The sequence below is a fragment of the Desulfogranum aggregans genome (assembly GCF_055398265.1).
The window spans coordinates 747,524-769,767 of sequence record NZ_AP042447.1 but is presented as its reverse complement, the minus strand read 5'-3'; the positions used below and the strand labels follow the sequence as shown (position 1 = coordinate 769,767).

The following is a 22,244-nucleotide window of genomic DNA, read 5'->3' as shown; positions in this document are numbered from 1 at the left end:
CTTATACGAGTCTCCCATCAGATACTATTAGCCTCCATCAATGGTTTTCCAAGGCGCTTTTGCAATGGAATCCGCACGTATGGTCTTGTTTTGCAGGAGAATTTTTAATGAATTTTGAAGATGATGAAATATTACAGGGATTTATAGAGGAATCACTTGACCATCTTGCCGACATAGAAAAAGATCTCCTTTCCATCGAGGAAAGAGGCGCAAATATTGACGTTGAACTGGTCAACAAAGTATTTCGTGCCGCTCACTCCATAAAAGGAGGCGCCGGTTTCATGGGCCTCAACGTTATCCAGGACCTTGCTCACTCCCTGGAAAATGTACTGGGGTTGATTCGAAGCGAAAAGCTTGTTCCCGACCCGGATATCATCAACGTTCTCCTCCTGGCATCTGACCAGCTGCAGCAGTTGATCGAAGATATCGGCAACAGCAATACGGTTGATATCACCCACCATGTCGAAGCACTTGATGATATATATGCCCGTGGAGAAGCTGCCATCGCCCCAGCAAATGCGGAGCCGCCCTCTTCCCCAGAGGAGGAGGCCGGGCAGCAGGAAGCTGTAGAGAAACCATATTCTGAAGTGCACGAACAGGAAAAGCAGTTCCCTGACCCGCCTGCTGATGATGCGGCGGATGTTCAGCAACCGCTGGCTGAAGCTGCGGCAGCAGCAGTAGCGGCTGCCGAAACTGTGCCCCAGGCTGTCCCGACGGCAAAAGAGACCACTGCCAAAACCTCAACAACCTCTTCGGCCAAACCCGATACCTCCATTCGAGTTACGGTGAGCCTGCTGGACCAGCTGATGAATCTTGCCGGAGAGTTGGTGCTTTCGCGAAACCAGCTGCTCCAGACGATTACGTCCGGTGATGTACGGAATGCAGAAGCTGTCGGCCAGCGAATAGACCTGGTGACCTCTGAACTCCAGGAGGCCATCATGCTTACCAGGATGCAGCCCATCGGTAATGTGTTCAACAAATTCCCCAGGGTAGTACGTGATCTCTCCGGAAAACTCAATAAACAAATTGATCTCACCATTGTCGGCAAGGATGTTGAGCTGGACAAGACAATCATCGAGGCGATCAATGATCCGCTGACCCACCTGGTCCGCAATTCGGTGGATCATGGCATCGAGGCGCCAGACATCCGTATCGGCAAAGGTAAGGATGCCAAGGGGCTTATCGTACTTAAAGCCTACCATGCCGCCGGTCAGGTCGTCATTGAGATAAGCGATGATGGGAAAGGAATAGACGGCGATGCCATTGCGGAAGCAGCCGTAAAAAAAGGATTAATTACCCAGGAACAGGTGCATGCGATGTCGGACAAAGAGCGCATCAACCTGATTCTCCTACCCGGTTTTTCCACTGCGGAACAGGTAACCGATGTATCCGGTCGCGGAGTAGGGATGGATGTGGTGAAAACCAATCTCGATGAACTCGGCGGCTCCATTGAAATAGAATCCGAAGTCGGGCAGGGATCAACCATCAGCATCAAACTGCCGCTTACCCTGGCTATCATCCCCTGCCAGATCATCATGACCGGTGGGGAACGGTACGCCATCCCACAGGTCAACCTGGAGGAGTTGCTGCGCATACCGGCGTCAAAAATTTCCGAACGCATAGAGAGAGTCGGAAATGCCGAGGTGGTAAGGTTGCGAGGCAACCTGTTACCGCTTATCCGCATGGCTGATGTCCTTGACATAGAGCGAACCTACTATGACCCTGTGCGGGAAGAGACCGAAGTCGACCGACGCCAGCAGCTTGTTGACAGGCGATCCGGCTCCCTCTTGGATGCAGCGGATGCACCTGTCGAGGAGACACATGACAGGGAAAAGGAAGGTGACGTTGAGGAGCGAAGGCACACCGACAGGCGACAGGCTCCAGCTAGTGCACTCAATATCGTTGTGGTATCCACAGGAGCAACCAAGTACGGATTGATTGTTGATCGTCTCCACGACTCGGAAGAAATTGTCATCAAACCCCTCGGCCGTCACCTGCAGCAATGTCGAGGCTATGCCGGCGCCACCATCATGGGCGATGGCAGGATCGCTCTTATCCTTGATGTCAGCAGTATTGCCAACATGGCGGGGCTCACCTCCCTGGACGGCACCGAGCGTGCCAACGAACTTGCCGACGCGGCACGGGATTCGATTACAAAATCCCGTGACCGACAATCACTCCTGACCTTTTCCAGCGCACCGCAGGAAAATTTCGGCGTCCCTCTCAATCAGGTTGAACGGGTTGAAAAGATAGAGGCCGGCGATATAGAAGATATTGGCGGCCGGAGAGTAATGAAATACCGAGGCGGCAGTCTACCACTGGTCAGTATCGATGATGTCGCCATGGTACAACCGCTGAGTGACCAGGAAAACTACCTGGTCATCGTTTTCTGTCTCGGCGGCAAAGATATCGGCCTGCTGGCCACCGGTCCCATTGATGCAGTGGAGATTGCCTCGGAGATAGATGATGTCACGCTCAAACAGACAGGTATTATGGGCTCGACCATCATTGCCGGTAACACCACTATGCTGGTAGATATTTTTGAAATAGTCAAAACGATCAATCCCCACTGGTTTGAAAATTCCAGTTTTGAAAACCAATTTGAAGAAGCCCAGGAAGCGCCAACTATTCTGATTGTGGAAGATTCCAACTTTTTCCGTAACCAGGTCCGAGGCTACCTTGAGGAGGCGGGATACACGGTTATCGAAAGTGAAGACGGCGTCGAAGCCTGGGAGGTCATCAGCGAACAGTATGAATCACTCTCCCTGATTGTCACGGATATTGAGATGCCTAATATGGATGGGTTTGAATTGACGGAGAGGATCAAACAGCATCCCCAGTATAGAGAATTGCCGGTCATTGCCCTGACGACTCTTGCTGCTGATGAGGATGTGGAACGAGGCAAAGCGGTTGGGGTAGATGAATATCACATCAAGCTCGACAAGGAGCGACTGATGGAAAGTGTCCATCGATATGTCGGCATGAAATTGCCCGTGTATTAAAACCGCTGCCGAACCTATACCCCCTGGTCCGGCTCCTCAGGGGATATATCACCAAATGCATGAAAAGCACCCGACAGCCGTGAGGCCGAGGATGCCAGAATAATGAGTTGCAAGGAGAAATCAAACAGATGAGTTCCTTATCGCAAGCCAACAAGACCGTAATCGAGCTCGCCACTTTTCATGTGGGTGATGCACTGTGCGGCATGGACATCCTGCAGATTCAGGAAATCAACAAACTCATGGAGATGACAAACGTGCCCCAGGCGCCCGATTATGTCATGGGGATATTAAACCTTCGCGGCCAGATCGTTACTATTATCGATCTTGGGAAAAAACTCGGTCTTGGCAAGACGGACATCAATCAGGACCCCCGTAATATAATTGTCAATTCTCCGGGTGAATACGTAGGGTTGCTGGTAAACAAACTCAGTGACGTGGTCACGGCGGAACCGGAAAAGATTGAACCTTCTCCGGCGAACATGAGCGGAATCCAGGGAACTTTCTTTACCGGCGTATACAAGACGGAAAACAAGCTTATCGGTATTCTGGATGTAAAGGAAGTATTGAAAATGGACGCAGACAACATCAACCGTGTGTAGTTTAGAGTCGATGACAGGCAAACAAAAAAATGTCAGGGTATTGGTCGTAGACGACACGATTGTCTACCGAAAGGCAGTGAGTGATATTCTCAAGGAAATACCCGGTGTCGAAGTCGTCGGCGTTGCCCATAACGGGAAGATTGCTGTTTCCAAGATAAAGAGCCTTCAGCCAGATCTCCTCACCCTTGATATTGAAATGCCCGAGATGAATGGCATCGAAGTGCTTGAACACCTTCGCCGGAACGCTCCCCAGGTCTCCGCCATCATGGTGTCCACCTTGACTTCCGAGGGCGGGTCAATGACCATGAAAGCACTTGAACTCGGAGCCTTTGATTTTATCCTTAAACCAAATGCCACCAATATCGAGCAGAGTAAAGCATACCTGAGAGAGAACCTCACACCTCTGATTCGCGCTTTTTCCAAAGGACGCACAGCTGTTGGCGGTACAGGTCCCAAGCGTAGAGTAGGTAAAGAACCGCCAATACGCCAATCCCGCGGAACTGCCACCGCCCAGCCATCTGTTGCCAACCGCCCATTGTCCACGCCGGTTAGGAGAGGGGCATCCGAAATCGTTGCAATCGGTATCTCCACAGGCGGACCCAATGCCCTTGCCCAGATGATTCCGCGGCTCCCGGGCGACATCGGCGTGCCGTTGGTTATTGTACAGCACATGCCGCCGGTCTTTACCCGATCACTCGCCGCCAGTTTAAACAAGAAAAGCAGAATACAGGTGAAAGAAGCGGAAAACGGCGAACCGCTTGTCCCGAATGTGGCCTATATAGCGCCGGGCGGCAAACAGATGAAACTGGTTGCAGCTGCTGATGGAGTGCATCGCCTGATACGGATCACCGATGATCCACCGGAGAACTCCTGTAAGCCCTCGGCAGATTACCTCTTTCGTTCGGTGGCAGATTTTTTTGTCGGCAGAACTACAGCTGTCATCATGACCGGAATGGGATCGGATGGAACCCTTGGCCTGCAGGCGTTGAAGAAAAAAAATGCTTTTTTAATCGGCCAGGACGAGGAATCTTGCGTAGTTTACGGTATGCCAAAAGCACCGGCTGAACTCGGGTTGCTTGACAGGGTGGTTTCTCTGGATAAAATAGCTGACGAAATCGTTCGTTCGGTGCAATGAGTGCACAGCTTATTCTTTGCCCCTTTTAAACACGCGGCTCATGCACCTCCCGGCTGCCGACAACAACACCACCCGACTACTAGATGCTCAAAATAACTGCTGAAGAGGCCAAGCTTTTCTCCCAGTATATCTACAAGATATCAGGTATTTACCTTGACTCTTCCAAAAAATATCTGCTGGAAACACGCCTGAAAACCATTGTCGACGAATATGGCCTGACCAGCTATGGAGAATTGTATACACGGGCGAGTGCGGATAAGGGGCGGATACTCGAAAAAAAAATTATCGATGCCATTTCGACCAATGAAACCTTATTTTTTCGTGATAACAGCCCGTTTGAACTGTTGCGTCACAAAATTCTACCGGAATTGATCGATGCCCGCTCAAAGGCTCACCCCGCCAACACCCGGGTCCCCTTGCGCATCTGGAGCGCCGCCTGCTCCACGGGGCAGGAAATCTACTCGGTGGCCATGGTGTTGCGCGAGTTGCTGGGCAACCTCTCCCGTTATTCCATTAAACTGATAGGGACAGACATTTCCGATGCAGCCATAGCGCAAGCCAGCGCGGGAAAATACAACAAATTTGAAATCGAGAGAGGCTTAGCCAAAGACAAGCTTAACCGTTATTTCACTGCCTATTCAGGTGGCTGGCGAGTCAAAGACGAACTGCGCGCAATGGCCAATTTTCGTAAAATCAACCTGATGCAACCCTTTGTTGGTGTGGGAAAATATGATATTATCCTCTGCCGCAATGTCGCCATTTACTTTACCCAGGAAGATCGAAAAAAACTGTTTCACAAGCTGGCCCAGGCCCTAGAGCCCGATGGCTACCTCATTATCGGCTCCACCGAATCGCTAACCGGTGTCAGCCCTCTTTTCGTTCCTAAAAGACATTTACGCTCGATATTTTATCAGCTCAAGTAAGGGTTGTTTCTGTTCATCAGAAAGCGACATCACCGCCATTGATCGGGTGTATATCAGCCAAGTTGTGCGACTGTGCCCGTTCACCGAAGGCGTACTAATAAACCCAAACACCTATTGTTTGCCATGTCATTGTCATCAGATGCTGCTCCAGGCGCAGAGTTGAAACGCCTGATAGAAATCATTACCACCCTGCGCGGAGAGAACGGTTGCCCATGGGATAAGAAACAAACACCTCTCACCTTCAAGAAGTACCTGCTCGAAGAGTGCCGTGAGCTCGTGGAGGCACTGGACAGGGAAAATAGTGCCGATATCTGCGAAGAACTTGGCGACATGTATTTTATTTTGACCATGCTAAGCGTCATGTACGCGGAAAAACAAGATTTTGGCCTCGCTAACCCTATAGCTGCCATCAATGAAAAAATGATACGCCGACACCCCCATGTGTTTGGCGATGTGGAGTACATTGACGAGCAACACTTGCGACGTCAATGGCAGAAGATCAAGGAAGAAGAGAAACAAAAATAAGAAAACCGCAGACACTCATATTCTCTGTTGACGAATAATGGCATTTTAAGTAAATTTCGTTGTTCATCACATTAAACCTCTTCGCTCTCATCATCCAGATAGAAGCGAGGGCCACCATGACCACGAGGAGGCATCATGCGTCATTACGAAACCACCTATATTCTGCGTCCAAATCTTGGTGAGGACCAATTCACCGAGATCATTGACAGAACTAATTCGCTTATCACCAATGACGGCGGCACCATCATCAACGTCGATCGCTGGGGCATGAGAAAACTTGCCTATGAAATCAAGAAAGAGGTTCAGGGCTACTATGTACATGTTAATTATGCTGCTCCAGGGCACACCATCAATGAACTCGAGCGAATATTCAGAATAGACGATCGACTGCTTCGCTTCCTGACCATCAAACTCAATGATGCAATCGATGAGAGTGCCATCGCTCAGGAAAAAGAACGCATAGCAGAAGAAGCAGCTGCAAAAGAAGCTGAGGAAGCGGGAGAGGACGAAAGCTCTTCAGACGAGGCAAAAGCTGAAGAAAAAGCCGAAGCCCCGGCAGAAGAAACTGACAAAGAAGCGTAACAGCCCCAGACCAGCTTATCTGAAATAAGGAGAACTCCCATGGCAGCACCCAAAAAAGTATTTTCCCGTCGCCGCGTCTGCAGATTCTGCACGGACAAAGAAATCGTTATAGACTACAAAGACCCTAAAACCCTGAGAGGTTTTGTTACAGAAAGAGGGAAAATTATTCCCCGACGTATATATGGCACCTGTGCAAGCCACCAGCGTCAACTGACCGAGGCGGTCAAGCGCGCTCGTCAGCTTGCCCTTCTGCCATACACCGGTTCAACCCAATTCTGATCCGTTCATCCTGGACAGAACAGTGATCCAGGAGGCCGAGGCGCTCGCACAAGGTTGAGAAACAATCTGCTCCCCGCCGGAGCAGTTGCGGTGCTTGCCCAGCGCATGGCCCTGTTTCTCGTCTCACTTGCATTCTTTCCCCTCGGGTTCGTGATTGACCGGAGGGGGAGCACGAGCAGGTTAAAGCATAGCGACCACCGGGGCAAGTGCCATTGCAACCCTCTGTGGAAGTTTGATTCTGCTCTGATGGGGCTGCAATCAGGCAACCTCGGTACACCAGTACAGCCAGATAGCCGCCTTTCTCGATGTGCGCCTGATTCTGGCGCGTGAAGTATACAGGGGCGAGGCGGATATCCCACCAGGTATGCTCTCTTTACAGCATGCAACCATGTTGCAGTTGTATGGAAGTGGGGCCGTACATGATATTTCGAGGTGTGGATCAATTTCAGGAATCTCCCCGGTAAACATATTGTAACTAACTAAGAAAAAATACTATCACTTGCAGCGACAATGAGGCACGGTGATTACGTCAATCATATCACTTGTAGAGGGGTCACCCATGGAAATTATACTCAAAGAAACAATAGATACCCTGGGCCAGGAAGGTGAAATCGTGAAGGTAAAGGATGGGTACGCTAGAAACTACCTTATCCCCCAACATAAAGCGGTCCTGGTTACCAAGTCGACACTTGCGCAATTGGAAAAGGAAAAGCAGGCCATCGAAACCCGCCTGGCTGAGCAGCAGAAGGCTGCAGCAAAACTAACATCCGTACTTGCAGACAAGGTTGTCATCATCAATAAGCGGGCGGGCGATGAAAATCGGCTGTTTGGCTCGGTTACCAGCTCCGATATCTCAGCCGCCCTCGCTGATGCCGGCGTCCAGGTGGAAAAAAAGAATATTATTCTCAAAGATGCTATCAAGGAGATTGGCGAGTACAAGGTACCCGTCAAGGTCGGCTATCAGGCCACTGCAGATATTTCAGTGCAGGTCGTTCCGGAGGTAATCGGCGACTGACCAACCGGCTGGTTGAAAGCTTATTTTTTTCATGCCTGCCTTGGGCCTCCGTCGCCCGCAGGCCCAAGGTAATGACATGAAAATTCTTTAACTGGTCTCCATGATGCTTCGCTGAAGGGTCGAGCACGGAAACCAGTGTCACTTGAGTGCCTTTTCTGCCTGGCGGAAAAGGCACTGGTATTTTAGACGTGCATTAATAGGCAGCAGCAGTATAGTTGGCCCTACCTCTTTGTATCACGGTTTCTCCTGTTTCAGGCCATGGATATGCAACAAGCAGTCGCTTCCCCACCAGTTACCTCACCGTCCCTCCTCCCTCCGCAAAATATAGAAGCCGAGCAGGCAGTACTGGGAACTATTCTCATCCAGGATAAATCTCTTCTGCAGGTCGCGGAAATTATCGATCCCGATGATTTCTACAAGGAGGCGCATAAGATAATTTATGCAGCCATGGTCTCCCTTTTTGAAAAAAGTGAACCCCATGATCTGATTACCGTCACCGGTTTGCTCAAGGACAAGAATAAACTCGAAGATGTCGGCGGTGCCGGCTACATGGCCTCACTCACCGATATCATTCCTTTTGCCGGTACGCTGGTGCATCACGCTCACATCATTCGCAAAAAATCAGTATTGCGGAAGCTGATCAGGACGACATCAGAGGTGGCCGCCCGTTGTTATGACGCCCAGGACGACATCGATATACTGGTTGACGAGGCAGAGCGTACGATCTTTGAGATTGCTCAGTCTAAGAATGGACAGGGGTTTCAAGCCATGGCAAAGATTGTTCCCAGGGCTTTTGACCGCATCACCCGATTGTATGACCGCCAGGAACTCATCACCGGCGTAGCAACCGGGTATGATGAATTGGACAAAATGACCGCCGGGCTGCAATCTTCGGACATGATCGTGCTTGCTGCCCGTCCTTCCATGGGAAAGACAGCTCTGGCTATGAACATTGTTCAACATGCCGCCCTTATCGAAAAGGTGCCGGTCGCGGTCTTCAGTCTTGAGATGTCCATGGAATCATTAGCTCTACGAATGCTCTGTTCACTCGGACGTATCGATTCCCAGCGAATGCGTACCGGTAAACTGCACGAATCCGACTGGCCCAAATTGACCCGGGCAACCGGTATGCTCGCTGACGCCCCGATTTTCATCGACGATACCGCTGGTATTACTGTGCTTGAGATGCGGGCAAAGGCCAGACGGCTGAAATCAGAACACGACATCGGCATGGTCGTTGTCGACTACCTGCAACTCATGCAGGGGAAAAGCGGTATTGAGAACAGAGCCCAGGAGATCTCCGATATATCCAGATCCCTCAAGGCCATGGCCAAAGAGCTTGATGTTCCTGTACTGGCACTTTCCCAGTTGAACCGAAGCCTGGAAAGCCGAACGGATAAACGACCTCAGCTCTCAGATCTTCGCGAATCAGGAGCGATTGAACAGGACGCTGATGTTATCATGTTTATTTATCGCGACGAAGTGTATAACAAGGCCGAGGATAACCCTAATCGCGGCCTGGCGGAGGTCATCGTTGGCAAGCAGCGAAACGGTCCCACAGGAATCATCAAGCTGACCTTCCTCGGTGAATTCACTACATTTGAAAATTATACGACACTTGCCCCACCGCTCAACTGAGCGTTGTCGCAAACCAATGGCATCCCTTTTGCGGCAATCGGCACCGTCAGATCCATCAACAATAATCCCGTGTGCAGGCAGATGAACGATAAATACACTTTTCAAACCATTGAATCCAAATGGCAACAGCGGTGGGAAACAACCAATCCCTACACAGTTACGCACGAGAGTGAACGTGAAAAGTATTACGTGCTTGAGATGTTCCCATACCCCTCCGGTCGAATCCATATGGGCCATGTACGCAACTATACCATAGGTGATGTCATTGCCCGGTATAAACGACTCCAGGGATATAACGTCATTCATCCCATGGGCTGGGACGCTTTTGGTTTGCCTGCAGAGAATGCCGCCATGAAAAGAGGGGTTCACCCCGCCGCCTGGACCTACGACAATATCGATTACATGCGCGACCAGCTCAAAGCACTGGGCCTCAGCTACGACTGGAACAGGGAACTCGCCACCTGCAACCCTAAATATTATCGTTGGGAACAGCAGCTGTTTCTTGAGATGCTGGAAAAAGGACTGGTCTATAGAAAAGAGACCACAGTCAACTGGTGCAACGACTGCCAGACCGTTCTCGCTCGTGAGCAGGTCATTGATGGATTATGCTGGCGCTGCGACCAGCCGGTTTTTCCCAAAACCATGCATGGATGGTTTTTCAAGATAACCGACTATGCCGACGAACTGCTCGACGATCTGGACAAACTCAGCGGTTGGCCGGAAAAAGTCGTCACCATGCAGCGCAACTGGATAGGGAAAAGCACTGGACTAGCCTGCGATTTCCCTGTGGAAGGAGAGGAAAAGAGCGTCACCATCTTCACCACCAGGCCTGACACTATTTTCGGGGTCACCTTCATGTCCCTTGCAGCCGAGCATCCGTTGGTGGAACAGCTTATCGCCGGCACGGAAAAGGAAGACGAGGTTCGGGACTTTGTTGAGGCCACCATCATTGAAAAGCAGCGGGCTGCGGCTGACCAGGAGCCTGAAAAAAAGGGGATCTTTACCGGCAAGTATTGCATCAACCCCTTTAACGGAGAACGAGTACCCATCTTTGTCGCCAACTTCGTGCTCATGGAATACGGAACAGGTGCGGTAATGGCTGTTCCCGCCCATGATCAACGTGATTTTGAATTTGCCAAGGCCTACGACCTGCCCATTCGAATCGTTATCCAGCCGGAAGACATGTCGCTCAGCAACGATACCATGGAAGCGGCCTATGACCTTTCCGGTCAGCTGATTGAGTCCGGCCAGTTTACCGGCCTGGACTGGAAGGAAGCCCAGTCCGCGATTATCGCCTATGCCGAGCAAGAGGGTATCGGAAAAGCGCACATCACCTATCGACTCAGGGACTGGGGCATTTCCCGGCAGCGATACTGGGGGGCTCCCATTCCTGTAATCCATTGCGATACGTGTGGTATTGTACCTGTACCGCGGGAAGACCTTCCGGTACTTCTTCCCGGTGCAGATAAGGAAGGCGGACAACACAGTCCACTGCACCAGCAGGAAGATTTCTATACCACAACCTGTCCGACCTGCGGAAAAACAGCACGTCGAGAAACCGACACCATGGACACCTTTGTTGAGTCCTCCTGGTATTTTATCCGTTACACCAATCCAGGATACGTCAAAGGGCCTATCGACCCTGATGCCGCCCGCTACTGGCTGGCAGTGGATCAATATATTGGAGGAGTAGAACACGCTATTCTCCACCTGCTCTACTCTCGATTTTTCACCAAGGTCCTCCGGGATCTCGGCTACGTCTCCATCGATGAGCCGTTTTCCAACCTGCTCACTCAGGGCATGGTCATCAAGGACGGAGCCAAGATGTCCAAATCCAAAGGCAATGTGGTGGACCCCAATGAACTTATCGAACAGTTCGGTGCAGATACGGTTCGCCTATTTTCACTTTTTGCCGCCCCTCCGGAAAGGGACCTGGAGTGGAACGCTCAGGGCGTGGAGGGGGCCTCCCGATTTCTCAACCGCGTGTACAGGATGGTTGTAAACAACCAGACGACTTTCACAGCCGAAAGCTCCATCGATTATTCCCATCTCAACCCAACCTCGAGGCAGCTCCACCGCAAGACCCATCAAACGATCAGGCGGGTAACCGACAGTATCGAGGCAAATTTTCATTTTAATACCGCTATTTCCGGGGTAATGGAACTGGTCAATGCCATGACCACTGCTCAGGGAGAGGCAGAACACGTGGATAATTCGGTACTGAAGCAGGCACTGGAAACCACCATTGTCCTCCTCTTTCCCATGGTGCCGCATTTCTGCGAGGAGCTGTGGGCGCTAACCGGGCACGATCATTCCCTGGATCATGCTGCCTGGCCTGCGTTTGATGCCGAGGCCGCCAAAGAGGAGGAACTGACCATCGTTGTCCAGGTGAATGGTAAAGTCAGAGCCAAGCTGCAGGTCGCTGCCGATATCAGTGACAAAGAGGTGGAAAACCAAGCGCTTGCCCACGAAAAAGTGCAGAAATTTCTTGATAATAAAGAACCGAAGAAAGTTATTGTGGTAAAAAGGAAACTTGTTAATATTGTCATCTGATTTACCAAAAAAGAAAAGGGCTCTGCCGTTTTCGGCGCGCTTCGACCGACAGAGCAGAGGATATGGCGTTGCTGCAACGTTCAGTTGTTGCCAACGTCCGTTCCCTTCAGCAGCAGGGTTGTGTTGCAAAGGAGAGAGACTGTGAAAAATGTAAACCGGGGTCTGGCTGTTATCTTGCTTTTTTTGCTCTGCCTCACAGGCTGCAGCGCTTACTATTTCCCCCATGTCTATGACGGTCCCGAGCGGGTGATCTATGCTCCCACATGGCCGAACCGCACAAATCGGCTCGGCCTGGATTCCGAGATATACCAGTCCCTGTCTCGCTGGTTTCTCAAGTCTGACGCCATTACACTGACCAAAGACAAAACAAAAGCGGACCTCATCCTCGCCGGAGAGGTCGTCTCCATTTCCCTGCCGAGTATTTCCTGGGATGGGCAGTCCAATGCCACTGATATCAAAGTACGACTTGGTGTTCGATACGTATTGAAAGATTTAGAATCAGGGGAAATTATCTGGGAAGTTCCAAATCAACTGTGGACAGAGGACTATCCCTCGCAAACACTCAATGCCACCATTGAGGAGGAGACACTGGAATCCATTGTCGATGACCTGTCCGAGGCAATTTACCTCGGAACCCTAAAACGTATCAGGCGACAGAACGAACAAAACCAGAACGCCACCTCCTAACCTCAGCTTGTTGCATGAACCACCGAAAGGCGCTTCGGGGCTACCGCTTCGCAGCGTCTTTTTTTGTGCCGTTTACCTATGGATCATATCGTACAGCCGCTGCGGATTGGCCCTCTCACCCTTCCCTCTCCTTTTATGCTGGCTCCGCTCGCCGGATATACAGACCTGGCCTTTCGTCTTCTTTGCAAGGAACTTGGGGCCGGGCTCTGTTTTTCCGAGATGGTGAGCTGTTACGGCCTGGTTTACGGACAGCGCAATACCCTCGCACTGCTCCACACAGTTGATGCAGAACGCCCGTGGGGCGTACAACTCTTTGGCAGTGAGCCGGAGGTGATGGGAAAAGCAGCAGCCGTCGTGAGTACCTTTCCCGTGGACCTTATCGACATCAATATGGGGTGCCCGGTAAGAAAAGTGATTAAAAAGGGGGCAGGCTCTGCCCTAATGAAAACTCCTGAACGCGCCGAGGATATCATCCGCGCAGTATGTGCTAATACAACCCTGCCGGTAACCGTAAAGTTTCGGAGCGGCTGGACCCATGAACAGATCACCGCAGTCGAATTCGGACAAATGGCCGAACAGGCAGGAGCATCGGCAATCACCGTTCACGCCAGGACCTGGGCGCAGGCCTTTGGTGGAAAAGCCGACTGGGAGGTTATCAGGCGAGTAAAGCAGGCAGTCAATATTCCGGTGATCGGCAACGGTGACGTATTGTCTTATGCCGAGGGAAAACAGCGGATGGAAGAAACGGCTTGCGACGGCATCATGATCGGCAGAGGTGCCCTTGGCAACCCCTGGGTCTTTTCCTCATCTGGAACGCCCGAATCCATTGCCGGCAGGTTGCCGGTACTGGCTCGCCACCTGGAACTGGCAGCGCAACACCTTCCGAGCCAGAAAATGCTGTTTCGCATAAAAAACCATGCAGGTCGCTACTGCACCGGCCTGCCAGGCGCCGCCAGAATCCGTAAGAGCATTTACGATTGCACTGATATGACAGGCCTGCTTGATCTCTTTATCCGAGAACAATAGGCCCAGCTCCCTGCCTGCTGTAAAAGCCCGCGAGAGGCTCCTGTTTTTCGCCAGGTCCTGTTCACCGGAGCCCAGGCGTTTCTTTGCCAGCGGTTATTCGTTCTATTTCCTGATACAACTCTACTGAAATAGCCTGTGCCCGCTGGAGATCTTCCCAACTCATCTCTGCCATGAGACTGTTGCGGTTTACCCTTGCGGTGGTATTCCCCTTGGAGGCCGCCAGCGAATACCAGGCATATCCACGGGCCAGATCTTTTGCTGTCCCTATACCGGCGGCATGCATAAGGCCGGTATTGGCCTGAGCCAGGCTATCGTTCTGCATGGCTGCTCGTGTATAGAGCTCCAGCGCCTTCACCGGATCCTTTTTACCGTCAAGACCATGATAATAAACGAAGGCAAGGTCATTAATCGCCGCAAGATTGTTGGCTGCTGCAGCGGGCACAAGCCACTTTTTCGCTTCCTCGTAGCTTTGCGGCACGCCGTCGCCGCGCAGATACATACTGCCAATAATCTGCAGGGATTCAGGGGAATATTTGCCCTGTTTGGCCGCCTGCACCAGCCATTTAAACGCTCGCCGCCGGTCGGGATCGGTCCCCTGTCCCCGATAGAGCATACCACCGACAATAAACTGGGCTTCAGCATCTCCCCTTTTGGCCGCCATGAGGTACAGTCCCTGTGCTCGCGCATAGTTAACCGGACGGCCGACGCCATTGTAGTGTTTATAGGCCTCCACTTTGTAGCGTACGGTGCGTTTTTCCTCTTCCGACAGCTGAGTAACTGCTGCTGATAGGCTGTCGACGCTGATGAGTGCCAGCAGCACCAGCAACAACGGCCCGCAAAGCAAAAGGCGCTGAACTTTTCGTGACTTGGCGTACCATGGCGGACGTCTGGCGGACAGGCGAGGAGAGATCATGTTGTCAGCACTTTGTAGATTTCAGGAACCAACGATGGCAACCGTTCAACTTCGTTAATAAAAATGTAATTCGCCGGACCATACATATGTGCCATATATGATTGGGCATGTCGATCAATAGTTATACAGAAAGGATGCACCCCTTGCGCCTTTGCCTCAAAAAGGGCATGCCGGGTATCCTCTATGGCATAGGTTCCTTTATAGTCATCGTAATCTTCAGGTTTTCCGTCAGAGAGCATGATGAGCAGTTTGAGTTTTGCTTCAATGTCGGCAAACAGAGCATTCATGTGCCGAATCGCAGGCGCCATACGGGTGTATTCTTTAGGATGTATTGCCGCAATCCGCTGGCGCACCGCAGCAGAGAGTCGCTCTTCCACCCCTTTTATGGGAAATATTTCACAGCGAAGGCGACGCATACCCGAAAAGCCATAAATCCCGTAGCGGTCATCAAGGATTTCCATGGCCTCGGTCAGCAGTACTAAGGACTCTTTGATAGCCTTGCCGACCCACCCTTCGGTGGAGTTGGACATATCCACCAGGAAAAGAACGGCTATATCCCTTTGATCTCGCAGCAATTTGATAAACAGCCGATCAGAGGGCGGGTACCCGGCCGCAGTATCGGTTAAGGATTCGACAAGCGCATCAAAGTCAATGTCATCACCATCACGCTGACGCCGAGCAAAGTGTTCGCTAGTCCGCATTATTTCAAATTGCCGGCGTAGCTTCATTATCTGACCGCGGTACGCCTGGAGCGTATCGGCAATAAAGGTGGATTTCACCGGCAGAAGCTGCTTTTCAACTACCACACACCAATTTTTTCGAAATCCTTTTCGTCGATAATCCCACTCGTCGTAAACGACCGGCGCACTTGCCTGTCCACCTTCCTCTCCAGGATGCAGATCAGGTGCGCCCGAGCTTCGACCAGCCTGGCCTGCCGCACTGCTTACATAATGGGTCGGCAGGCAGCCGAGATCATCGATAATGTCCCTTGTCAAGGCTGCCAGCTCATCGGTCAACTTGATCTGCTGGTTATCGATCTGCACATAGACGGGCGCGGTAGACGGGTCTGGCTCGTTCGACTCGTTTTCTCCCCCTACGATGACCCGTGCCTGATCGGCATTGACAGGTGCCGGCGTGGCCGCATGCTCACGTTGCTCTTCATTGGCCCATCGTTGCTCACCCTGTTCAGGTAACTGCATCAGCTGGCTGGTAAGTGCCTCGATAAACACCTTACGTTGCTGTTCTCTTCTCCGTTCCACCGCCGCCATAACCGCCTCAAGGTCCAGCTCTCCTTGAAAAATCAGAGGATTAGCCAGGAAGACTCCCATGGACTCTTCATCAAAAGCAGGATAACAATCTGCTGTGGCCTGCAGGCTCATTTGCCGATCAACGTCGGCTGACCAGCAACGGTTGACCCATCCTCGCAGCTGTTGTTGCCAACGAGTGGAAAGGGATGCCCCAGGTAATTGGACCAATAGCTCTTCCAACAGCTGCAGAAATGGTGATCCTTTCCGGTTATTGGTTGTTACCGATGGGTACAGCAACGGCAAAAGCTTTCCAGTTTGACGCATCAGCCCCGGCAGTTCCACTTCAAGAAAATGCAGAATACGTACGGTCTCGAAATAATAATACAGCCGTTTAGCAAGAACCGGATCAGAATACCGCGAAAAAATGACCGTTAAAGGATGACCGTTTTCCCTTTCCCACCCCTGTTCAAGGATAGCATGGGTACCCAGCCGTATGGCGGCCCACTGAAAAGAGGCGATGAATTTGTAGAGCAGAAATGCCTGAGAGCTGTCATTGACCAACTGAAGTTCGGCTGGCAAATAGATGGTCTGTGTGTCTGTAAAGGTCCTGGTAGATGATTCAAGCGGTAATTCCCTGCCAGCCAATCCGTTGACGTACGGTTGGAGTCTACCTGCCGCATCTTCCAGGCGCATGCCCTTCTTACCGGACAATCGCGCGGGAAAATGTTTTGCCTGGGCAATACAGGCTTGTGCTGCCTGCAGACCGCCACGCTCATAATGATCCAGCAACTCCTTGACCCAGGTATCAAGCACTCCCGCCTTTACAACTGGACGAAAAACCTGGCTCTGGGAGAGAAAGGTAAAACACAACGCGTGCGATATGGGCCAGATGACCGGAACCTGTAGAAAAAGTAAGTCAACAATCCCTTGTTCCTGGTCGACAAGTGATTCAACTGCATCCTCTACATCCCAGTCATTGGGCAGTCCAGGGGCAACCAGAGCGTAAAATCGTTGTTTCAGCTGCTCAATAGTCATAACTTACCAAAGTGAGCTTACCATCTCGTCCATGGCACTCATTAACTCCTGATCATCGGTCAAGGTCTCGGTGATCGCTACCCGACAGGCCGTGGTAATCGGAATCCCTTTGCCGATCAATTTGCCGGCCTGAATCAACAACCTGGTCGACGCCCCCTCCACTAATCCGGAGTCTTTTAATCCACGAGTCATGCGGGCGAGCTTGACCAGTGACCGGGCAAGCGCAGCATCCGTGCCGCCTTCCTGTCGGACGATTTCTGCCTCCATCTGCTCTTCAGGGTAATCAAAGGTAAGTGCGATAAACCGTTGCCTGGTTGATGTCTTCAAGTCCTTGAGCACGCTTTGATATCCGGGATTATAAGAGACCGCCAGCATAAATTCAGGCGGCGCTGTGATCAACTCACCTTTCTTTTCCACCGGCAATTCCCTGCGATCGTCAGCCAAAGGGTGAATCACGACCGTGGTGTCTTTTCTCGCCTCAACAACCTCGTCAAGATAACAGATCGCGCCCCTCCTGACGGCAAGCGTAAGGGGGCCATCAACCCATACCGCCTCCCCTGCCCTGATAAGATACCGGCCGACCAGATCGCTGGTGGAGAGATCGTCGTGACAGGAAACGGTGATCAGCGGTCTCTGCAGCTTCCACGCAAGGTACTGCATAAACCGTGTTTTTCCGCAGCCGGTGGGACCTTTGAGTAATAGGGGAACGCCAATGGCGTATGCTGCCAAGGCGACCTCCACCTCATCTGCGGTGGCCAGGTAAAAGGGTTCCTGGGTGATGATGTGCTCTTCAATCTTGGTAGGTGTCTGCCTCATGATGGATCGCTCCTTTTTGTTGAGTATTAAAAATGTAAGAATTCAGAACAGAAAGACAACCTGCTCGCCGCCAAGGACTGATATTTGACGGTTGCGCAAACAGTTTGGTACGGGTACTCTGGACCCATATTTAAACAAACCACTTACCTCTTCCACTCTTCAGCCAGCGCATGTGCATCGACCTCCATACCCATTCCCTCTTCTCTGACGGCAGCTCAACCCCATTACAATTGGTTGAGCTGGCCATGGAGCGAAGGATTACTGCGCTTGCACTTACCGATCATGATACAATGGACGGAGTGGAGGAAATCATGCGGATTGGACATGATCAGGGCATGACCGTTCTTTCAGGCGTGGAAATCAGCGCCCAGTATTTCGATCTGAGTGTTCACCTGCTCGGTTATGGCATTGACCCGGCTGATTCGGATTTTCATACCTGGCTTGGCAGGCTGCAGGAAGGCCGCGCAGAGCGCAACGACAAGATTCTCAACTCCCTGCAGCAACTGGGAGTGGATATTACTCAAGAAGAACTGCAGCGGATCTCCAGCCAGGGCCTGGTAGGCAGACCCCATTTTGCCCACCTACTGATAAATAAAGGTATTGTCGGCAACTTCAATGAGGCCTTTCGCCTGTATCTGGGAAAAGGCCGCACAGCCTGGCATCGTCGATTCTGTTATACCGCTGCTGAAGCGATCACAGCCATACACCGGGCAGGCGGCATTGCCGTCCTGGCACATCCCGGCCAGATTGACCCGGAAATGAAAAAACAGCCGGCACTGGTTCGGGAACTTGCACTCTATGGACTAGACGGCATTGAAGTATATTACCCGTCTCACTCAAAAAAAACAAAAAAACAGCTGGGGGCTCTGGCATCAACACTGGGTTTAATCAAAACAGGGGGAAGCGATTACCATGGAGCGACCCGTCCGGCCAATGACCTGGCCGGTGGTCAAGGTAACTTTTGCCCACCGGATTCCCTCCTTGAGCCGATCAGAGAAAGAATACGCAGGTACCAACAGCACGCATAACTATATAGGCCATTGTAATGTATACCATCCTTGTCGTCGACGACGAACCGAATTATCAGATCGTTTTATCTGAGCTGCTCCGTGATGAAGGGTACGAGGTATTTACCGCAGACAGCGGCACTACCGGGATGCCCATCGTACGCGAGACAGACCTGGATCTGGTGATTTCTGATATGAAAATGCCAAAAATGGACGGGATTGAATTCCTGGCCACAATCAAGGAGTATAATCGCGAACTGCCGGTCATACTTATCACTGCCTTTGCTGAGGTGGAAAAAGCGGTAGAGGCCATGAAACTCGGTGCCTTTACCTATCTGGCAAAACCGTTTTCCAATGACCAGCTGCTTGCCGCTGTAAGCAAGGCGATTGAACACTATAACCTGATTCGGGAAATACGCAGACTCCGGGATGAGGCGATTCCCCGCTCCGGTTTTGGCGGAATGATCGGCAAGAATCCCGCTATGCGTTCTGTCTATCAGCTGATAGAAAAAGTCGCCCCCACTCCCTCTTCTGTTTTGATTACCGGCGAATCAGGGACAGGAAAAGAACTGGTCGCGCGAGCAATTCACAACCTTTCCCCGCGCAAGGAAGCACCATTCATATCAGTCAACTGTGCAGCCCTGTCTGAACACCTGCTGGAAAGTGAACTGTTCGGCCATGAAAAAGGGGCTTTTACCGATGCTGTCAGCATGCGCAAGGGACGCTTTGAGCTGGCAGACACAGGGACCCTTTTTCTTGATGAAATCGGAGAAATGGCACCCCAGTTGCAGGCCAAACTTCTCCGTGTACTCCAGGAAAAAACGTTTGAACGGGTGGGTGGCAGCGTTACGCAAAAGGTGGATGTTCGCATTCTGGCGGCAACAAACAAAGACCTTAAGGATGAAGTGGAAAAAAGTGATTTTCGGGAAGATCTCTACTATCGCTTAAACGTAATCCATATCCATCTTGTCCCGCTGCGTGAACGAGTGGATGATATTCCCGCCCTGGTCGCCCATTTCCTGGAAAAAAATAGCCAAACCCTACAAAAGACGTTGGACATCTCCCCTGAGGCCATGCGTTTGCTGGTCAGCCTTCCCTGGGAGGGGAATGTCCGGGAGCTGGAAAACACCATTGAACGCGCGGCAATACTCTGCACCGGGGACAGGATAGAGCCGGAAGATGTTCAGCCGGACTCCAGTCAGCTGCACGATGCGCAGGAATGGAGCACGGGGCTGGACCTGCAACAGTTTATTCCTGAAAACCTGAGCCTGGCAGAAATTCTGAATGGGATCGAAGAAAAACTGGTCCGCAAAGCCCTTGAGGATTCCGGCAATATTCAGGCCAGGGCTGCAGAGCAATTAGGTATAACCAAAAGTCTGCTCCAGTATAAGATGAAAAAATACAAAATTAAGCGAAAGAAAAAGTAGCAACCGCCAGATGGCTCGCCTACGGAAAGCGAATTGACCCCAGCCCCACGCCATGCTGTGGCGAATCAACAGTGCTTACATACGAGCTCCGGCAACGGCAGGTCAATGGTGGAGCCGCCCCAATTGAGCTTATTTCGTAAAATAGTAAAATAACTCTTCAATGGTGAGCTGATGAGGAGCAGCGGCTTGCTGGCTTTCTGAACAAGCAGGTAATCATCTTCGGTTATTCTCCATTTCACTGCACCGTCAATTATTACCTGCACCTCGCCTGCCGGCGCAAGCAGTTGACTGGTTATCTTGGTGTTGGCAGCCAAAAGCACCGGACGGGACTCGAGCATAAACGGACAAATGGGGGTAACTAGAATCGTATCCAGCTCAGCGTGGGCGATTGGTCCACCGGCAGAGAGGTTGTATGCGGTTGAACCGGTGGGAGTGGAGAGAATGAGTCCGTCTGCCCTGTAGGTGGATATATATTCCTTATTCGCCCAGCAGCGTAGCCTGACCATGTGCTCTGTGCTGCCTTTGACGATGACCACTTCATTCAGGGCAAAAACCGGTTCGCTTTTATCACCATCTTTGCCATGTACGACCGATGCGGACAACATGGTTCTTTTTTCCACACGAAAATCTCCGGCAAGCACTGTTTCCAGCGAGTAATACATCTCATCTGCAGAAACTTCGGTTAAAAAACCTAAATTTCCCAGGTTGATACCGAGGATGGGGATATCGAGATTACTGGCCTGCTTGGCAACATGCAGCAAGGTACCGTCACCACCCAGGACAACCAACATGTCCATGCTGGATGAAAGTTCCTGATTGAGCACGGCAACGATATCCCGTTCCGAGAACCAGTTTACCAGTTTTCGACCGATTTTTTCGACATCCGGACTTTCAAGACGAGTGACGATGCCGACGTTTTTCACCTTCACTTTCCCAATTCCTCTGACCTTTGAGCAGCGGCGTAAACGGCATCCATTATTGCCGAACGAACAGCTCGCTCTTCCAGTACCTGAATACCATGTATGGTGGTACCGCCGGGGGAAGTGACCATGGCCTTCAAGGCCGAGACGTTTTCCTCGCTTTCCAAGGCCAATTTGGCAGAACCAAAGACGGTTTGTATGGCCAATTGCTGAGCAATGGGTCGAGGTAATCCGGCAAGCACTCCTCCGTCGACAAGTGCATCAATGAGCGTAAACATATATCCTGGTCCGCTTCCGCTTAATCCGGTAACGGCGTCAAGTTGACTTTCATCCACCTCGAGGCAAAGCCCAACAGCAGAAAAAATCTTCAGGGCCAGATCACGGTCAGAATCGCTGGCCGCTTGGTTCAAGCTAATGGCTGAGGCGCCTGCCAGCACCAACGCAGGAGTATTGGGCATCACCCTGATGATTCTGCAGCCATCAGGCAACATGGCTTCAAGCCCCCTGAGAGGAATGCCGGCAACAATGGAAAGAATAAGGTGCTGAGGAGAAATAAATGGGGCATATTGGGTGAGGGCAGAACCGCAAACCTGCGGTTTAACGGCAACAATCAGGGCAGTACATTCCCGGCACACCTGTTGAGCATCATCAGTGGAGAGCACACCATAGGTATCTGTCAGGTATTGTCTCCGGGCCGCATCAGGATCGATAACCACTATCCTTTCTGCAGGCAGGACCTCTGCGGTTATCATTCCACGAATAAGCGCCTCAGCCATTTGCCCGCCGCCGATCAGCCCTATGCCATTGTCGCACTGCACCATAACGCACCCGTTGATCTTGAAGAATAAAGATAAAAAAAGCCGCCGGTGAAAATAACCGACGGCTGAATAGCGATACTGTAACCGAATAGTGTTT

General features: G+C 51.4%; 19 protein-coding genes. 14 read left to right on the top strand and 5 right to left on the bottom strand.

Annotated features, from left to right (window positions below):
* The first annotated feature begins 107 nt into the window (after positions 1 to 107).
* The 12 genes from ACZ52Z_RS03630 (at position 108) to dusB (ending at position 13,964) form a co-directional block, all read left to right on the top strand.
* Positions 108 to 3,002 (top strand): hybrid sensor histidine kinase/response regulator, encoded by a 2,895-nt coding sequence (locus tag ACZ52Z_RS03630; protein WP_464269398.1) that lies wholly within the window; start codon positions 108 to 110, stop codon positions 3,000 to 3,002.
* Positions 3,003 to 3,130: 128 nt separating this feature from the next.
* On the top strand, positions 3,131 to 3,601 hold the full coding sequence (locus tag ACZ52Z_RS03625; RefSeq protein WP_464269397.1) for a chemotaxis protein CheW: 471 nt from the start codon (positions 3,131 to 3,133) through the stop codon (positions 3,599 to 3,601).
* Positions 3,602 to 3,611: 10 nt separating this feature from the next.
* Entirely contained in the window at positions 3,612 to 4,736 is a 1,125-nt protein-coding gene (locus tag ACZ52Z_RS03620; RefSeq protein WP_464269396.1) for a protein-glutamate methylesterase/protein-glutamine glutaminase, read from the top strand.
* Positions 4,737 to 4,819: 83 nt separating this feature from the next.
* Positions 4,820 to 5,659: a CheR family methyltransferase gene (locus tag ACZ52Z_RS03615; protein ID WP_464269395.1), complete on the top strand. Its 840-nt coding sequence runs from the start codon at positions 4,820 to 4,822 to the stop codon at positions 5,657 to 5,659.
* Positions 5,660 to 5,782: 123 nt separating this feature from the next.
* Positions 5,783 to 6,184, top strand: a complete 402-nt coding sequence (locus ACZ52Z_RS03610) for a MazG nucleotide pyrophosphohydrolase domain-containing protein (RefSeq protein WP_464269394.1) — start codon at positions 5,783 to 5,785, stop codon at positions 6,182 to 6,184.
* 135 nt (positions 6,185 to 6,319) lie between these two features.
* A complete protein-coding gene (rpsF, locus tag ACZ52Z_RS03605) occupies positions 6,320 to 6,766 on the top strand; it encodes a 30S ribosomal protein S6 (RefSeq protein WP_464269393.1) in 447 nt (148 codons plus the stop codon).
* Between the two features lie 39 nt (positions 6,767 to 6,805).
* A complete protein-coding gene (gene rpsR, locus ACZ52Z_RS03600; protein WP_464269392.1) occupies positions 6,806 to 7,045 on the top strand; it encodes a 30S ribosomal protein S18 in 240 nt (79 codons plus the stop codon).
* Between the two features lie 559 nt (positions 7,046 to 7,604).
* Positions 7,605 to 8,060 carry a 50S ribosomal protein L9 gene (rplI, locus tag ACZ52Z_RS03595; RefSeq protein ID WP_464269391.1) on the top strand — a complete coding sequence of 152 codons (456 nt, stop codon included), beginning with the start codon at positions 7,605 to 7,607 and terminating at the stop codon, positions 8,058 to 8,060.
* 258 nt (positions 8,061 to 8,318) lie between these two features.
* A complete protein-coding gene (gene dnaB / locus ACZ52Z_RS03590) occupies positions 8,319 to 9,698 on the top strand; it encodes a replicative DNA helicase (RefSeq protein WP_464269390.1) in 1,380 nt (459 codons plus the stop codon).
* An 81-nt stretch (positions 9,699 to 9,779) separates the two neighbouring features.
* A complete protein-coding gene (gene leuS, locus ACZ52Z_RS03585; RefSeq protein WP_464269389.1) occupies positions 9,780 to 12,251 on the top strand; it encodes a leucine--tRNA ligase in 2,472 nt (823 codons plus the stop codon).
* Positions 12,252 to 12,392: 141 nt separating this feature from the next.
* Positions 12,393 to 12,938, top strand: coding sequence for an LPS assembly lipoprotein LptE (gene lptE / locus ACZ52Z_RS03580; protein ID WP_464269388.1), 546 nt, complete (start codon positions 12,393 to 12,395; stop codon positions 12,936 to 12,938).
* A gap of 78 nt (positions 12,939 to 13,016) precedes the next feature.
* Positions 13,017 to 13,964 (top strand): tRNA dihydrouridine synthase DusB, encoded by a 948-nt coding sequence (dusB, locus tag ACZ52Z_RS03575; protein ID WP_464269387.1) that lies wholly within the window; start codon positions 13,017 to 13,019, stop codon positions 13,962 to 13,964.
* A 61-nt stretch (positions 13,965 to 14,025) separates the two neighbouring features.
* Here dusB and ACZ52Z_RS03570 read toward each other — a convergent pair whose 3' ends face one another.
* From ACZ52Z_RS03570 to ACZ52Z_RS03560, 3 genes are read right to left on the bottom strand one after another with little or no spacing between them, the layout of a single operon-like run.
* The gene (locus ACZ52Z_RS03570) at positions 14,026 to 14,877 is read right to left on the bottom strand and encodes a tetratricopeptide repeat protein (RefSeq protein ID WP_464269386.1); all 852 of its coding nucleotides are present in this window, start codon (positions 14,875 to 14,877) and stop codon (positions 14,026 to 14,028) included.
* The gene (locus ACZ52Z_RS03565) at positions 14,874 to 17,159 is read right to left on the bottom strand and encodes a nitric oxide reductase activation protein NorD (RefSeq protein WP_464269385.1); all 2,286 of its coding nucleotides are present in this window, start codon (positions 17,157 to 17,159) and stop codon (positions 14,874 to 14,876) included. The genes ACZ52Z_RS03570 and ACZ52Z_RS03565 overlap by 4 nt, the downstream gene beginning before the upstream one ends.
* A gap of 3 nt (positions 17,160 to 17,162) precedes the next feature.
* Entirely contained in the window at positions 17,163 to 17,975 is an 813-nt protein-coding gene (locus tag ACZ52Z_RS03560) for an AAA family ATPase (protein ID WP_464269384.1), read from the bottom strand.
* Positions 17,976 to 18,145: 170 nt separating this feature from the next.
* On the opposite strand from ACZ52Z_RS03560, the gene ACZ52Z_RS03555 reads away from it, so the two are divergent.
* The gene (locus tag ACZ52Z_RS03555) at positions 18,146 to 19,003 is read left to right on the top strand and encodes a PHP domain-containing protein (RefSeq protein WP_464269383.1); all 858 of its coding nucleotides are present in this window, start codon (positions 18,146 to 18,148) and stop codon (positions 19,001 to 19,003) included.
* A gap of 17 nt (positions 19,004 to 19,020) precedes the next feature.
* A complete protein-coding gene (locus tag ACZ52Z_RS03550; RefSeq protein ID WP_464269382.1) occupies positions 19,021 to 20,409 on the top strand; it encodes a sigma-54-dependent transcriptional regulator in 1,389 nt (462 codons plus the stop codon).
* Positions 20,410 to 20,474: 65 nt separating this feature from the next.
* On the opposite strand, the gene ACZ52Z_RS03545 is transcribed toward ACZ52Z_RS03550, so the two are convergent.
* The gene (locus ACZ52Z_RS03545; protein ID WP_464269381.1) at positions 20,475 to 21,338 is read right to left on the bottom strand and encodes an NAD(+)/NADH kinase; all 864 of its coding nucleotides are present in this window, start codon (positions 21,336 to 21,338) and stop codon (positions 20,475 to 20,477) included.
* Positions 21,335 to 22,150 carry a pyrroline-5-carboxylate reductase gene (gene proC, locus ACZ52Z_RS03540; RefSeq protein ID WP_464269380.1) on the bottom strand — a complete coding sequence of 272 codons (816 nt, stop codon included), beginning with the start codon at positions 22,148 to 22,150 and terminating at the stop codon, positions 21,335 to 21,337. The genes ACZ52Z_RS03545 and proC overlap by 4 nt, the downstream gene beginning before the upstream one ends.
* Between the last annotated feature and the right edge of the window lie 94 nt (positions 22,151 to 22,244).

Bases quoted from the DNA above. Each gene is read 5' to 3' on its own strand.
- ACZ52Z_RS03630 (WP_464269398.1), top strand. From the start codon at position 108: ATGAATTTTGAAGATGATGAAATATTACAGGGATTTATAGAGGAATCA.
- ACZ52Z_RS03565 (WP_464269385.1), bottom strand. From the start codon at position 17,159: ATGACTATTGAGCAGCTGAAACAACGATTTTACGCTCTGGTTGCCCCT.
- rpsR (WP_464269392.1), top strand. From the start codon at position 6,806: ATGGCAGCACCCAAAAAAGTATTTTCCCGTCGCCGCGTCTGCAGATTC.
- ACZ52Z_RS03555 (WP_464269383.1), top strand. From the start codon at position 18,146: ATGTGCATCGACCTCCATACCCATTCCCTCTTCTCTGACGGCAGCTCA.
- ACZ52Z_RS03615 (WP_464269395.1), top strand. From the start codon at position 4,820: ATGCTCAAAATAACTGCTGAAGAGGCCAAGCTTTTCTCCCAGTATATC.
- proC (WP_464269380.1), bottom strand. From the start codon at position 22,150: ATGGTGCAGTGCGACAATGGCATAGGGCTGATCGGCGGCGGGCAAATG.
- rplI (WP_464269391.1), top strand. From the start codon at position 7,605: ATGGAAATTATACTCAAAGAAACAATAGATACCCTGGGCCAGGAAGGT.
- dusB (WP_464269387.1), top strand. From the start codon at position 13,017: ATGGATCATATCGTACAGCCGCTGCGGATTGGCCCTCTCACCCTTCCC.
- ACZ52Z_RS03570 (WP_464269386.1), bottom strand. From the start codon at position 14,877: ATGATCTCTCCTCGCCTGTCCGCCAGACGTCCGCCATGGTACGCCAAG.
- ACZ52Z_RS03610 (WP_464269394.1), top strand. From the start codon at position 5,783: ATGTCATTGTCATCAGATGCTGCTCCAGGCGCAGAGTTGAAACGCCTG.
- ACZ52Z_RS03550 (WP_464269382.1), top strand. From the start codon at position 19,021: ATGTATACCATCCTTGTCGTCGACGACGAACCGAATTATCAGATCGTT.
- ACZ52Z_RS03560 (WP_464269384.1), bottom strand. From the start codon at position 17,975: ATGAGGCAGACACCTACCAAGATTGAAGAGCACATCATCACCCAGGAA.
- dnaB (WP_464269390.1), top strand. From the start codon at position 8,319: ATGGATATGCAACAAGCAGTCGCTTCCCCACCAGTTACCTCACCGTCC.
- leuS (WP_464269389.1), top strand. From the start codon at position 9,780: ATGAACGATAAATACACTTTTCAAACCATTGAATCCAAATGGCAACAG.
- ACZ52Z_RS03625 (WP_464269397.1), top strand. From the start codon at position 3,131: ATGAGTTCCTTATCGCAAGCCAACAAGACCGTAATCGAGCTCGCCACT.
- rpsF (WP_464269393.1), top strand. From the start codon at position 6,320: ATGCGTCATTACGAAACCACCTATATTCTGCGTCCAAATCTTGGTGAG.
- ACZ52Z_RS03620 (WP_464269396.1), top strand. From the start codon at position 3,612: ATGACAGGCAAACAAAAAAATGTCAGGGTATTGGTCGTAGACGACACG.